Here is a 12,549-nt window from a genome sequence, read left to right on the forward strand (position 1 = left end):
CACTGGTCACACTTCCGCAGACACAGCCAAGCCCGAGCCCGCCACTGCCACTACCAACGCCGAGACCACACACACCACATGCGGTTGCAGTACTAAGGGAGAAGCTCGCCGTCCGCTACCCAGCGACCGCTCCCGTCGCAGCCGCCCACGAGTGGCTGCGACCAGCCGTCGTACGAAACCGGCCAGGACGGCGCATGCGCGTCAGGAGTTCATGGCGGCTCGGTCGGACTCACTGCGCAGAACGCAGAACTCGTTGCCTTCGGGATCGGCGAGGATCGCCCAGCCTGAGCCATCGGGATTCCGGTGATCGGCGACAAAGGTGGCACCGAGGCCCAGCAGCCGGTCCACCTCCTGGTCACGCGAGGTGTCAGGGCGCACACACAGATGGATCCGGTTCTTGATCGTCTTGGTCTCGGGCACCTGGTTGAAGTACAGCATCAGGCCCTCCGCCAGCAGCACCTGGGTCTCCCGGGCCCCCGGCCTGTCCTCCGGATGCAGCGGACGGCCAGTCACACCGCTCCAGAAGCGGGCCAGCTCGTAGGCATCCGCGCAGTCGATCGCCACGTTCTGCAATACCGAGACCATGCGCACGAGCGTTCCTGATCTTCACGCCGAACGCCACCGTGTGGCGCTCATTCTTCGCGCACACAGCCCAAGCCTCCGGCAGCACCTTCGATGCACGCCCGGAGAGCCCCGGAGCCCCGCGCGCGCTCAGGCCACGTTCACCCTCCCCCAGACTTCGCCCGGGAGGTGCCCGCATCCAACGAGGCCCCTTATTTACGCCACATTGACCCGTTGCCCCGGCGGGGCGGCCTCCAGCCACGCCAGGAAACCCGTGAGCGCGTCCTCGCTCATCGCCAGTTCCAGGCGGGTGCCGCGGTGCCGGCAGGCCAGCACGATGGAGTCGGACAGCAGGGCGAGTTCCTCCTCGCCCTGGGGGGTACGGCGCTCCAGCACCTCGATGGCGGAGCGCTCCAGCAGGCGGCGGGGCCGGGGCGCGTACGAGAAGACCCGGAACCACTCGATCCGGTCGCCGTTGTAGCGCGCCACACCGTAGATCCAGCCCTTGCCGCTGGGCTCGTTCTCCGGCACGTTCCAGCGCAGGCTGCAGTCGAAGGTGCCGCCGGACCGCTGGATCAGCCGTCGTCTCAGTCCGAAGACGAACAGCCCCAGCAGCACCAGCACCACGACCGCGCCGCTCACAAGCAGAGCGAGGACCATCTCGACCGACCTCCTCGCCTCGTTGGGTGCCCCCGGGCGAAACCCGGGGGTGGGGGTACCTCCCGCTTGCGTGGGAGGAAACGCACCTGCATTGCCTCAGCCGCGGGCCGCTCCGGAGAATTCCGGGCAGCCCGCGGCTGAGGATCGATCTCGTCGGTGACGGGGCTCAGTGAACGCCCGTCACCGCACGCAGCCGGACATCGGCGCGACGCTCGGCGGCCGCGTCGGCCTCCGACTTCGCTCGCTCCAGGGCCCGCTCCGCGCGCTGGACATCGATCTCGTCCGACAGCTCGGCCACCTCTGCGAGCAGGGACAGCTTGTTGTCGGCGAACGAGATGAAGCCGCCGTGCACAGCGGCGACGACGGTGCCGTCCCCGCTCTCGCCGGTCGTACGAATCGTCACCGGGCCCGACTGCAGCACGCCGAGCAGCGGCTGGTGTCCGGGCATGACGCCGATGTCGCCCGACGAGGTGCGCGCGACGACCAGGCTGGCCTTGCCGGACCAGACCTGACGGTCGGCGGCGACCAACTCGACGTGCAGCTCAGCCACGATGGCTCCTCGGGTCTCCACCTGCCTGGTGTGGCAGATGTTGGGTCAAATACTAGTGGTCGTACGGGCCGGGGGCGGCCAGGGCCGCCCCCGGGACCGGCACGGGGGTCAGGAGACGCCCAGCTCCTTGGCGTTGTTCTTCAGGTCCTCAAGACCACCGCACATGAAGAAGGCCTGCTCGGGGAAGTGGTCGTACTCGCCGTCCGCGATCGCGTTGAACGCGGCGATCGACTCGTCCAGCGGCACGTCCGAACCGTCCACACCGGTGAACTGCTTCGCCACGTGGGTGTTCTGCGACAGGAACCGCTCGATACGACGGGCGCGGTGGACGGTGAGCTTGTCCTCCTCGCCGAGCTCGTCGATACCCAGAATCGCGATGATGTCCTGGAGGTCCTTGTACTTCTGCAGGATCGTCTTGACGCGCGAGGCGCAGTCGTAGTGGTCCTGCGAGATGTAGCGCGGGTCCAGGATCCGGGACGTCGAGTCCAGCGGGTCGACCGCCGGGTAGATGCCCTTCTCCGAGATCGGACGGGACAGAACCGTCGTCGCGTCGAGGTGCGCGAAGGTCGTCGCCGGCGCCGGGTCGGTCAGGTCGTCCGCGGGGACGTAGATCGCCTGCATCGAGGTGATCGAGTGACCGCGGGTCGAGGTGATGCGCTCCTGGAGGAGGCCCATCTCGTCGGCCAGGTTCGGCTGGTAACCCACCGCGGAGGGCATCCGGCCGAGCAGGGTCGACACCTCGGAACCGGCCTGGGTGAAGCGGAAGATGTTGTCGATGAAGAACAGCACGTCCTGCTTCTGCACATCGCGGAAGTACTCCGCCATGGTCAGACCGGCCAGCGCGACACGGAGACGGGTGCCCGGCGGCTCGTCCATCTGACCGAAGACCAGCGCGGTCTTGTCGATGACGCCGGAGTCGCTCATCTCCTCGATGAGGTCGTTGCCCTCACGGGTGCGCTCGCCGACACCGGCGAACACCGACACACCGTCGTGGTTGTTGGCCACGCGGTAGATCATTTCCTGGATCAGAACGGTCTTGCCGACACCGGCACCACCGAACAGACCGATCTTGCCGCCCTTGACGTACGGGGTCAGCAGGTCGATGACCTTGACGCCGGTCTCGAACATCTCGGTCTTCGACTCAAGCTGGTCGAAGGACGGGGCCTTGCGGTGGATCGGCCAGCGCTCGGTGACCTCGGACTCGGCCTCCGGCTTGTTCAGGATCTCACCGAGGGTGTTGAACACCTTACCCTTGGTGATGTCACCGACCGGGACGGTGATGCCGTTGCCGGTGTCGGTGACCGGGGCCTGGCGGACCAGGCCGTCGGTGGGCTGCATGGAGATCGCACGGACCAGGCCCTCGCCCAGGTGCTGGGCGACCTCAAGGGTCAGGGTCTTCTTGGCACCGGCCTCGGCCGGGTCCGCGACCTCGACGGTCAGCGCGTTGTAGATGTCCGGCATCGCGTCGACGGGGAACTCCACGTCGACGACCGGGCCGATGACACGGGCGACGCGGCCCGTCGCCGCGGCCGTCTCAACAGTGGTGGTCATAGTTGTCAGTCACTCCCCGCGGTCGCGTCGGCCAGTGCGGCACTGCCACCGACGATCTCGCTGATTTCCTGGGTGATTTCGGCCTGGCGGGCCGCGTTGGCAAGCCGCGAGAGCGACTTGATGAGCTCTTCTGCGTTGTCGGTCGCCGACTTCATCGCGCGCCGGGTGGCGGCGTGCTTGGAGGCGGCGGCCTGCAGCAGCGCGTTGTAGATCCGCGACTCGACATACCGCGGCAGCAGGGCGTCGAGGACGTCCTCGGCCGACGGCTCGAAATCGAACAGCGGAAGGATCTCGCCCTTGGACGACTCCGCCGACTCGGCGGCCGCCTTGTCCAGGGACAGCGGCAGCAGCCGGTCGTCGAGCGCCGTCTGCGTCATCATCGAGACGAACTCCGTGAAGACGATGTGGAGTTCGTCCACGCCGCCCTCGGCGGTGTCCTTCTGCACGGCGTCGATCAGCGGTGCGGCGATCGCCTTGGCGTCCGCGTACGTCGGGCTGTCGGTGAAGCCGGTCCACGACTCCACGACCTTGCGCTCGCGGAAGCCGTAGTACGACACACCCTTGCGCCCGACGATGTAGACGTCGACCTCTTTGCCCTCGGCCTTGAGCCGCTCGGTGAGCTGCTCCGCGGCCTTGATGACGTTGGAGGAGTAACCGCCGGCCAGACCGCGGTCGCTCGTGATGAGCAGCAGTGCGGCCCGGACCGGGGTCTCGGCCTCGGTCGTCAGCGGGTGCTGGGTGTTCGAGCCGGTGGCAACCGCTGTCACCGCGCGGGTCAGTTCACTCGCGTACGGCGTCGACGCCGCCACCTGGCGCTGCGCCTTGACGACGCGCGAGGCGGCGATCATCTCCATCGCCTTGGTGATCTTCTTGGTCGCGGTGACGGAGCGGATGCGACGCTTGTAGACCCGGAGCGTGGCTCCCATGGATCAGGTCCCTTCCGTCGTCACTTGCTCGTGCCGGCCGTGGTGTCCTCGCCGAGCAGCTTGCCGTCCGAGGTCTCGAACTGCCGCTTGAAGCCGTCGACGGCCTCGGAGATCGCCCCGATGGTGTCGTCGGACATCTTGGCGCCCTCGCGGATGCTGGTCAGGAGGTCCTTCTTCTCCCGGTGCAGGTAGTCGAGGAGCTCGCGCTCGAAGCGGCGGATGTCCTCGACCGGGACGTCGTCCATCTTGCCGTTGGTGCCGGACCAGATGGAGACGACCTGGTCCTCGACCGGGTACGGGTTGTACTGGCTCTGCTTGAGCAGCTCGGTCATGCGCTTACCGCGCTCCAGCTGCGCCTTGGAGGCCGCGTCCAGGTCGGAACCGAAGGCGGCGAACGCCTCCAGCTCGCGGTACTGGGCGAGGTCCACGCGGAGCCGGCCGGAGACCTGGCGCATGGCCTTGTGCTGGGCGGAACCACCGACGCGGGAGACGGAGATACCGACGTTCAGCGCCGGACGCTGGTTGGCGTTGAACAGGTCCGACTCCAGGAAGCACTGGCCGTCGGTGATGGAGATGACGTTGGTCGGGATGAACGCCGACACGTCGTTCGCCTTGGTCTCGACGATCGGGAGACCGGTCATCGAGCCGGCGCCCATGTCGTCGGAGAGCTTGGCGCAGCGCTCCAGCAGACGCGAGTGCAGGTAGAAGACGTCGCCCGGGTAGGCCTCACGGCCCGGCGGACGGCGCAGGAGCAGGGACACGGCGCGGTAGGCGTCGGCCTGCTTCGAAAGGTCGTCGAAGATGATCAGGACGTGCTTGCCCTGGTACATCCAGTGCTGGCCGATGGCCGAGCCGGTGTAGGGCGCGAGGTACTTGAAGCCCGCCGGGTCGGACGCCGGGGCGGCGACGATGGTGGTGTACTCCAGGGCGCCGGCCTCCTCCAGCGCGCCGCGCACGGACGCGATGGTGGAGCCCTTCTGGCCGATGGCGACGTAGATGCAGCGGACCTGCTTCTTCGGGTCGCCCGAGCGCCAGTTGTCGCGCTGGTTGATGATCGTGTCGACGGCCAGGGCGGTCTTGCCGGTCTGGCGGTCACCGATGATCAGCTGACGCTGGCCGCGGCCGATCGGGACCATCGAGTCGACGGCCTTGTAGCCGGTCTCCATCGGCTCGTGCACCGACTTGCGGACCATGACGCCAGGGGCCTGCAGCTCAAGGGCGCGGCGGCCGTCGGTCTCGATCTCGCCGAGGCCGTCGATCGGGTTGCCCAGCGGGTCGACGACGCGGCCGAGGTAGCCCTCGCCCACGGCGACCGAGAGCACCTCGCCGGTGCGCTGCACCGACTGGCCCTGCTCGATGCCGCTGAACTCACCGAGGATGACCGCACCGATCTCGCGCTCTTCCAGGTTCAGCGCAAGACCGAGCGTGCCGTCCTCGAACTTCAGCAGCTCGTTCGCCATCGTCGAGGGGAGTCCCTCGACGTGTGCGATGCCGTCTCCGGCATCGCTAACCGTGCCGACCTCCTCGCGCGAGGCCGCGTCCGGCTTGTACGCCTGGACGAAGTTCTCCAGCGCGTCCCGGATCTCCTCCGGCCGGATCGTGAGCTCCGCCATCTGGGTTCCCTGCTCTCCTTGTTGGGCCCGAAGTTACTTGCGGGGTCTGGGGGTGTCCCCCAGGGGCTTTCCGCTTACGGCCCAACTCGGGCCGCCGTCATGCTTGTGCTGGTCCCCGGGGCTTCTTCCGGACCACAGCCGGACCTCTCGGTCCGGCCGGCTGGTCCGGCGCCTGGCCGCCGGTTGTGCAGCTCTTGAGTTGGTGGCTGGGTCAGCCGGCCATCCGCCGGGTCGCCTCGTCGAGGCGCTCCGCGATGGTCCCGTTGATGACCTCGTCGCCGATCCGTACCTGGACACCGCCGAGGACCTCGGGGTCCACGTCGAGGTTCAGGTGGATCTGCCGTCCGTACAGCGCGGCCAGGGAGGCGCTCAGCCGCTCCCGCTGTCCTTCGCTGAGGGGCACCGCGGAGGTGACCACCGCGACCATCCGGTCCCGGCGGTGCGCCGCCAGCTTGGAGAGGGCGTCGAGCCCCGCTTCCAGGCTACGGCCCCGCGGCTGTACGACAAGACGGATCACGACGCGCTCGGTGACCTGGTCGGCCCGGCCGCCCAGCAGCGAACGCAGCAGCTCCGTCTTGGCCGACACCGCCGCGTTCCGGTCGGTCAGCGCACGGCGCAGCTCGGGGTTGGCGCCGACGATCCGGCCGAACCGGAACAGCTCGTCCTCGACGTCGTCGAGGGCACCGGCCCGCTGGGCGGCGACGAGGTCGGCGCTGTAGGCCAGCTCCTCCAGCGCGTCCGCCAGGTCACGCGAGCGCGACCAGCGGGCGCGGACCATGCCGGACACCAGGTCGGCGGCCGGGCCGCCGATCCGGCTGCCGAACAGCCGTCCGGCCAGTTCGGCACGGGCCTCGCCACCCTGCGCCGGGTCGGTGAGGACCCGACGCAGCGACACCTCGCGGTCGAGCAGAGCGGTGACGGCAGCCAGCTCCTCGGCGAGCTTCGCGGCGTCGACGGAAGGATTGTCCGTCAGCGCGTCGAGCTGCTCGCGTGCGGAGGCGAGTGCCTCGCGGCTCGCTCCGTTCATCGGCCGGCCTCAGCCTTCGTCGCGTCCGACGCCGCCTTGGCCTCGATCTCGTCGAGGAAGCGGTCGATGGTCCGGCTCTGCCGGGCGTGGTCCTCAAGGGACTCGCCGACGAGCTTGCCGGCCAGGTCGGTGGCGAGCTTGCCCACGTCCTGGCGCAGCGCCTGCGCGGCCTGCTTGCGGTCCGCCTCGATCTGGGCGTGACCGGCAGCGATGATCTCCTCACGCTGCCGCTGGCCCTCGGCGCGCATCTCCGCGATGAGAGTCGCGCCCTGCTCCTGCGCCTCCTGGCGCAGACGCGCGGCCTCGTGGCGGGCGTCGGCCAGCTGTGCCCGGTAGTCCGCGAGCACCTGCTGGGCCTCGGCGTGAAGCGCTTCGGCGTCGTCCATCCGGCCTTCGATCAGCTTCCGGCGCTCGTCCAGAACGTTGTTGATGTTCGGGAGGAGCTTCTTGGCGAGGATGCCGAAGACGATGAAGAAAGCGATCAGGCCGATGACCAGCTCTGGAATCGGCGGGATCAGGGGGTTCTCGGGAACCTCCGCCGCCATGGTGACCAGGGCGTTCACATCAGTGCCTTCCGTCTAATGGGTGTCGGGGGTTTCGTTTACTTGAAAACGAAGCCCATGACGATGCCGATGAGGGCGAGCGCCTCACAGAAGGCGAAACCCATGATCTGGTTGGTGCGGATCAGGCCGGCGGCCTCGGGCTGGCGGGCCAGGGCCTGGGTGCCGTTACCGAAGATGATGCCGACGCCGACGCCGGGGCCGATGGCCGCAAGGCCGTAGCCGATCGCGCTGGCGCTGCCGGTGAAGGCGGTCGCGGAGGCGAGGTTGACGGTCTCGAGAGCAGCGGACATGCCGTTACTTCCTTCTCATTTCACGTACCGGTGGGGGTTGGCCACCGGACAGCTGTTGGGCTGGGAGGCAGGGTGCTCAGTGGTGCTCGGCGAGCGCGCCCTGAACGTAGTTGCAGGCCAGGAGCACGAAGACGTACGCCTGGACGGCCTGGATGAAGAGCTCGAAGGCCGTCATCGCGAGGGTCATGAGGAACGAGGCGCCGGCGTAGACGATGCCGATGCCGTTCAGCAGGTACCAGCTGGCGATGGTGAACATCAGGATCAGCAGGTGGCCCGCGAACATGTTCGCGAAGAGCCGGACCGCGTGCGTGAACGGCCGGATGATCATGTTCGAGAGGAACTCGATGACGACGATCAGCGGCAGCACCCAGCCGAGCGACTTGTCATAGCCGGTGATGTTCTTCAGGGCGCCGACGAAACCGTGCTTCTTGAAGGTCAGGAAGACCCACAGGATGTAGACGATCGCCGCGAGGCCCACGGGGAAGGCGATGACCGACGTGACCGGGAAGGCGGCGACCGGGATGATCGACCACAGGTTCATGATCCACACGAAGAAGAACAGCGAGACCATGAAGGGGACGTATTTGTCGCCCTCCTTCTTCCCGAGCGCGTCATAGACGAGTCCACGGCGCACGAAGTCGTAGCCCGCCTCGCCGATCATCTGCAGCTTTCCGGGGACCACCTTCGCCTTGCCGAATGCGGCCCAGAAGAAGCCGACAACGACGACCGTGCTGAGCAGCGCCAGCAGCATCGGCTTGTTGAACTCGTAGCCGCCGATCGTGAAGAGCGGCTTGAAGACGAAGTTATGAAGGCCGGGAGCATCAAAGCCGCACCCGGAAAAGATGTGGCAGTCGGTCTCGAAGGCGAGCATCGTTTCAGCACTCACCGCGAGCTCCTTCAGCGTGGCGCATGGGTACGGCAACCTCGTTGTGTCGGCGCGGCGTTGAGCCACGGAGCGGCACTGGACTGGTCTTACGGATTAGGGGGCGGCTGGCCGGCCCTGGGCCGGGCCGTATCGCAGGCATCGGCCGCGAGAACTTCCCGTTCCGTCCCGCAGGACTCGGGAGCTCAGCCGCCTGCGCCAACTGTGCCGCAGTTGGCACCGGACGATAGCAGGCCCGCATGAGGGCATTTATCTCGGCCCTACGTGTCACGTCGGCGACCCCGCCGTCTCCGCCTTCTTCTCCGGGGCGGAGTCGGGATCCACGTACAGAGTCTTTGCCTTCATATGACCGCGGGTCTGCGCCGCGATCCATACGAGGGTGGCGCCGAGCAAGGTGAACGCAAATGCCTTGGTGTCGAACAGCGTTGTGTCCTTGAACGCGAGCAGGAAGAGCAGCACGAACAGGATCTGCGTCGTGTAAAGCAGCAGGCCCATCATCTGGAACAGCTGCGGCAGGTTCTTCGCGGTTTTCTGCAGGACCAGCAGGCCCGCGCCCATGACGAGCATCACCAGCAGGGTGCCGACGACGGCGCCGATCGCTCCCTTCGCGCCGGCGACCACCGCGCTCACGGCAACGGCGATGACGCCGAGGGCGAGCGTGGGCACAACGGCGTGGAGGAGTAGTCGGGCGTCATTCGACTGCATGGCGGCGCTCCGGCATGGGGTGGGGGCTGTCGTCAGGGACGAGCGTAGACCCGGCCTGAGGCGGAACCTGAGGCCGGAGGACCGTCGCACTACGGTCCTTCGGCTCTGTCGCCGGGTTTCGTGAACGGTATCACAAACTATTTGATGAGGTCTTTACCTGGTTCGTGTGGACCCTGTCACACTTGAGCGTGAACCTGCGCGTTGGTGCACTGACAGCCGGTTTTTTGTCTGGTATGGAGTCAACCGTCCCGATTTCCGGTGCCCGTTCGAGCGATCCCCACCCGGGATCAGCGGTGACTGCCCGCCTTCCGCCGGTCCACGAAACGTGACCGGTCGCCGATCGCGGTGGCCCCGTTGATCCCCGCCGGAACCGGCTCCGGCTCCTCCGCCGGCACCCCGTCGGCCGCCCCGTCACCCTCCGGCGCCAGCACCGTACGGACCACCCTGCGGTAGCGCGGCGGCACCATCCGCTCCGCCCAGCGCGGCGCCCGCGGCGTGAAGCGCGGCAGCAGGAGCAGCACCAGACCCACCGCGCTGAGCAGCACGATGCCCAGCACGATCCACATGCTGGCGTTGTTCGCCGAGTAGGCCACCGCGCCGAACGCGATCAGCGCCGACCAGAAGTACATGATCAGCACAGCGCGGCTGTGCGAATGGCCGATTTCCAGCAGCCGGTGGTGCAGGTGCCCGCGGTCGGCGGCGAACGGCGACTGCCCCTTCCAGGTGCGCCGGACGATGGCCAGGATCAGGTCGGCGACCGGCACCGCGATGACGGTCAGCGGCAGCAGCAGCGGGATGTAGACCGGCACCATCGCGTGGGTGGCCTCACGCAGACCGCCCGCCTTCTGGTTGAGCAGGTCCGGGTCGACCTGGCCGGTCACCGACACCGCGCCGGCGGCCATCACCAGACCGATCAGCATCGACCCGGAATCGCCCATGAAGATCCGCGCCGGGTGCATGTTGTGCGGCAGGAAGCCCAGGCACATGCCCATCAGGACGACCGAGAACAGCGTTGCGGGCGCGGCGGCCTCGATGCCGTAGCCGAACCACATCCGGTACGCGTACATGAAGAACGCCGCGGCGGCGATGCACACCATGCCGGAGGCCAGCCCGTCCAGGCCGTCGACGAAGTTCACCGCGTTGATGGTGATCACGACCAGTGCGACGGTCAGCAGCGTGCCCTGCATCGGCGTGAGCGAGACCGTGCCGACGCCGGGGATCGGGATCCACAGGATCGTCAGGCCCTGCAGCACCATGACGCCCGCGGCGATCATCTGGCCGCCCAGCTTGACCAGCGCGTCCACGCCCCACTTGTCGTCGAGCACGCCGAGGATCCAGATCAGCGCGGCGCCCGACAGCAGCGCGCGCGGCTCGTCGGAGTTCTCGAAGACGCTCTTGAGGTTGGTCAGGTGCGAGGCGACCAGCAGGCCGGCGCACAGCCCGCCGAACATGGCGATGCCGCCGAGCCGCGGTGTCGGCTCGCGGTGCACATCACGCGCGCGGATCTCCGGCATCGCGCCGGCCGCGATCGCGAACTTCCGCACCGGCCCGGTCAGGAGATAGGTGACCGCGGCCGTGACGCACAGCGTCAGCAGGTATTCACGCACGGGCTGCCCCAGAGGTATAGCTGGCCATCACAGCCCCACACCCTATGCGGGTCCGCCCCCTGGCCGTGAATACAGGAGAAGACGCCTGGTGTCAGCGCGCGGTTCCGGCCGTCATCCGGGTTCGGGATAAGGCGGAAAGCGGTGGACCAAAGCGACGGTCTCCCGGCGGGCCGTGCCGTCCTCCCGCAGCGCCGCCGCGATCAGCGCCGCGACCTGCGTCATCTCCGCCTCGGTCATCCCCTGGGTGGTGATCGCGGCGGTGCCCAGCCGCAGCCCGGTCCGGCGGGCCGCGGCACCTTGCGCACCGGGCAGTGCGCAGGTGTCCAGCACGATCCCGGCGGCCGCCAGCCGGCCCCGGGCGGTCCGGGCGTCCAGGCCCAGCGGCGTCGGGTCGGCGGTGATCAGATGGGTGTCGGTGCCCCCGGTGGTGATCGTCAGCCCCTGCTCGGCGAGCGCAGCGGCGAGCGCCCGGGCATTGGCGACGACCTGACGGACGTAGGCGCCGAAGGCCGGGGTGGCGGCCTCCGCGAAGGCGACGGCCTTGGCGGCGACCGCGTTCATCTGGGCGCCCCCTTGGGTGAAGGGGAACACCGCCCGGTCGATCCGCTCGGCCAGTCTGGCGCCGCACAGCAGCATCCCGCCGCGCGGCCCGCGCAGCACCTTGTGGGTGGTGCCGCACACCACGTGCGCGTACGGCACGGGGCTCGGCGCCACTCCCCCGGCGATCAGGCCCATCGGGTGCGCGACGTCCGCGATCAGGTACGCGCCGGTCTCGTCGGCGATGTCGCGGAAGGCGGCGTAGTCGAGGTGCCGGGGGTAGGAGATCGAGCCGCAGACGATCGCCTTGGGGCGGCGGGCCCGGGCCAGCGCGCGGATCGCGTCGTAGTCCAGCAGTCCGGTCTCCTCGTCGACGCCGTAGCCGGCGAAGTCGAACCAGCGGCCGGAGAAGTTGGCGGGCGATCCGTGGGTGAGGTGTCCGCCGTGCGGCAGGGACATGGCCAGGACGGTGTCTCCGGGGCGCAGCAGGGCGGCGTAGGCGGCCAGAACGGCCGAAGACCCGGAATGGGCCTGGACGTTGGCGTGTTCGGCGCCGAAAAGGGCCTTGGCGCGCTCCACGGCGATCCGCTCGGCGAGGTCGACGATCTCGCAGCCGCCGTGGTGCCGCGCGCCCGGGTATCCCTCGGCGTATTTGTTGCCCAGAGGGGAGCCGAGGGCCGCGAGGACGGCCGGTGAGGTGAAGTTCTCGGCGGCGATGAGCTGCAGCCCGTCGCTCTGCCGGGCGCTCTCGCCGAGCAGGACGCCGGCGATCTCCGGGTCCTGCCGCAGCAGCGCGCCGAAGTCCGGCGCCCCGGCGGGGTGGGTGACCCCCTCGCGGGCGGCGGCCCGGGCCCGGTCCTGGAGCGTGACGTCGGCGCCGTCGGCGGCGGCCTGGCCGCCGGTCTCGGCGGCCGGGGTGCGCTCGGCCGGGGTCTCGCTGCGGGGTGACGCGGTGGTGGCGGGCATGGCGTGCTCCGGGCCTCGTCGGGACGTAGTCCCAATGTAGGCGCGGGGGCCGGATCGGGCGCGGTGTGCGGGCCGCCCGGGGCGCGGCCGGCCCGCCGGCCCGCCGCCGG

13 protein-coding genes are annotated in these 12,549 nt (G+C 68.8%); all 13 read right to left on the minus strand.

What is annotated here, in order from left to right; translation table 11 throughout:
* Nucleotides 1-201: 201 nt before the first annotated feature.
* Nucleotides 202-585: a VOC family protein gene (locus AB0G35_RS34540; protein WP_360957956.1), complete on the minus strand. Its 384-nt coding sequence runs from the start codon at nucleotides 583-585 to the stop codon at nucleotides 202-204.
* Between the two features lie 192 nt (nucleotides 586-777).
* Complete coding sequence (locus tag AB0G35_RS34545; RefSeq protein ID WP_030414133.1) at nucleotides 778-1,221, minus strand: DUF2550 domain-containing protein; 444 nt, start codon at nucleotides 1,219-1,221, stop codon at nucleotides 778-780.
* A 166-nt stretch (nucleotides 1,222-1,387) separates the two neighbouring features.
* The gene (locus AB0G35_RS34550) at nucleotides 1,388-1,771 is read right to left on the minus strand and encodes a F0F1 ATP synthase subunit epsilon (protein ID WP_030414134.1); all 384 of its coding nucleotides are present in this window, start codon (nucleotides 1,769-1,771) and stop codon (nucleotides 1,388-1,390) included.
* Nucleotides 1,772-1,879: 108 nt separating this feature from the next.
* Nucleotides 1,880-3,322 carry a F0F1 ATP synthase subunit beta gene (gene atpD, locus AB0G35_RS34555; RefSeq protein ID WP_360957904.1) on the minus strand — a complete coding sequence of 481 codons (1,443 nt, stop codon included), beginning with the start codon at nucleotides 3,320-3,322 and terminating at the stop codon, nucleotides 1,880-1,882.
* Nucleotides 3,323-3,327: 5 nt separating this feature from the next.
* Entirely contained in the window at nucleotides 3,328-4,248 is a 921-nt protein-coding gene (locus AB0G35_RS34560; protein WP_360957906.1) for a F0F1 ATP synthase subunit gamma, read from the minus strand.
* A gap of 20 nt (nucleotides 4,249-4,268) precedes the next feature.
* The gene (atpA, locus tag AB0G35_RS34565) at nucleotides 4,269-5,861 is read right to left on the minus strand and encodes a F0F1 ATP synthase subunit alpha (RefSeq protein WP_360957908.1); all 1,593 of its coding nucleotides are present in this window, start codon (nucleotides 5,859-5,861) and stop codon (nucleotides 4,269-4,271) included.
* A gap of 211 nt (nucleotides 5,862-6,072) precedes the next feature.
* The gene (locus tag AB0G35_RS34570) at nucleotides 6,073-6,888 is read right to left on the minus strand and encodes a F0F1 ATP synthase subunit delta (RefSeq protein WP_360957911.1); all 816 of its coding nucleotides are present in this window, start codon (nucleotides 6,886-6,888) and stop codon (nucleotides 6,073-6,075) included.
* The gene (locus tag AB0G35_RS34575) at nucleotides 6,885-7,451 is read right to left on the minus strand and encodes a F0F1 ATP synthase subunit B (RefSeq protein WP_360957914.1); all 567 of its coding nucleotides are present in this window, start codon (nucleotides 7,449-7,451) and stop codon (nucleotides 6,885-6,887) included. Before AB0G35_RS34575 ends, AB0G35_RS34570 begins: the two co-directional genes overlap by 4 nt.
* 38 nt (nucleotides 7,452-7,489) lie before the next feature.
* Nucleotides 7,490-7,741, minus strand: coding sequence for an ATP synthase F0 subunit C (gene atpE, locus AB0G35_RS34580; RefSeq protein WP_030414140.1), 252 nt, complete (start codon nucleotides 7,739-7,741; stop codon nucleotides 7,490-7,492).
* A gap of 76 nt (nucleotides 7,742-7,817) precedes the next feature.
* Nucleotides 7,818-8,612: a F0F1 ATP synthase subunit A gene (gene atpB, locus AB0G35_RS34585; protein ID WP_360957958.1), complete on the minus strand. Its 795-nt coding sequence runs from the start codon at nucleotides 8,610-8,612 to the stop codon at nucleotides 7,818-7,820.
* 279 nt (nucleotides 8,613-8,891) lie between these two features.
* Nucleotides 8,892-9,329: a hypothetical protein gene (locus AB0G35_RS34590; protein WP_360957917.1), complete on the minus strand. Its 438-nt coding sequence runs from the start codon at nucleotides 9,327-9,329 to the stop codon at nucleotides 8,892-8,894.
* Between the two features lie 287 nt (nucleotides 9,330-9,616).
* Nucleotides 9,617-10,948: an MraY family glycosyltransferase gene (locus AB0G35_RS34595; protein WP_360957961.1), complete on the minus strand. Its 1,332-nt coding sequence runs from the start codon at nucleotides 10,946-10,948 to the stop codon at nucleotides 9,617-9,619.
* Nucleotides 10,949-11,047: 99 nt separating this feature from the next.
* On the minus strand, nucleotides 11,048-12,439 hold the full coding sequence (locus AB0G35_RS34600; protein ID WP_360957919.1) for a serine hydroxymethyltransferase: 1,392 nt from the start codon (nucleotides 12,437-12,439) through the stop codon (nucleotides 11,048-11,050).
* Nucleotides 12,440-12,549: the final 110 nt, after the last annotated feature.

It is taken from the genome of Streptomyces sp. NPDC021749 (genome assembly GCF_040640655.1).
GTDB lineage: Bacteria > Actinomycetota > Actinomycetes > Streptomycetales > Streptomycetaceae > Streptomyces.

Bases quoted from the DNA above. Each gene is read 5' to 3' on its own strand.
- AB0G35_RS34570 (WP_360957911.1), bottom strand. From the start codon at position 6,888: ATGAACGGAGCGAGCCGCGAGGCACTCGCCTCCGCACGCGAGCAGCTC.
- AB0G35_RS34540 (WP_360957956.1), bottom strand. From the start codon at position 585: ATGGTCTCGGTATTGCAGAACGTGGCGATCGACTGCGCGGATGCCTAC.
- atpA (WP_360957908.1), bottom strand. From the start codon at position 5,861: ATGGCGGAGCTCACGATCCGGCCGGAGGAGATCCGGGACGCGCTGGAG.
- atpD (WP_360957904.1), bottom strand. From the start codon at position 3,322: ATGACCACCACTGTTGAGACGGCCGCGGCGACGGGCCGCGTCGCCCGT.
- atpB (WP_360957958.1), bottom strand. From the start codon at position 8,612: ATGCTCGCCTTCGAGACCGACTGCCACATCTTTTCCGGGTGCGGCTTT.
- AB0G35_RS34560 (WP_360957906.1), bottom strand. From the start codon at position 4,248: ATGGGAGCCACGCTCCGGGTCTACAAGCGTCGCATCCGCTCCGTCACC.
- AB0G35_RS34545 (WP_030414133.1), bottom strand. From the start codon at position 1,221: ATGGTCCTCGCTCTGCTTGTGAGCGGCGCGGTCGTGGTGCTGGTGCTG.
- atpE (WP_030414140.1), bottom strand. From the start codon at position 7,741: ATGTCCGCTGCTCTCGAGACCGTCAACCTCGCCTCCGCGACCGCCTTC.
- AB0G35_RS34590 (WP_360957917.1), bottom strand. From the start codon at position 9,329: ATGCAGTCGAATGACGCCCGACTACTCCTCCACGCCGTTGTGCCCACG.
- AB0G35_RS34600 (WP_360957919.1), bottom strand. From the start codon at position 12,439: ATGCCCGCCACCACCGCGTCACCCCGCAGCGAGACCCCGGCCGAGCGC.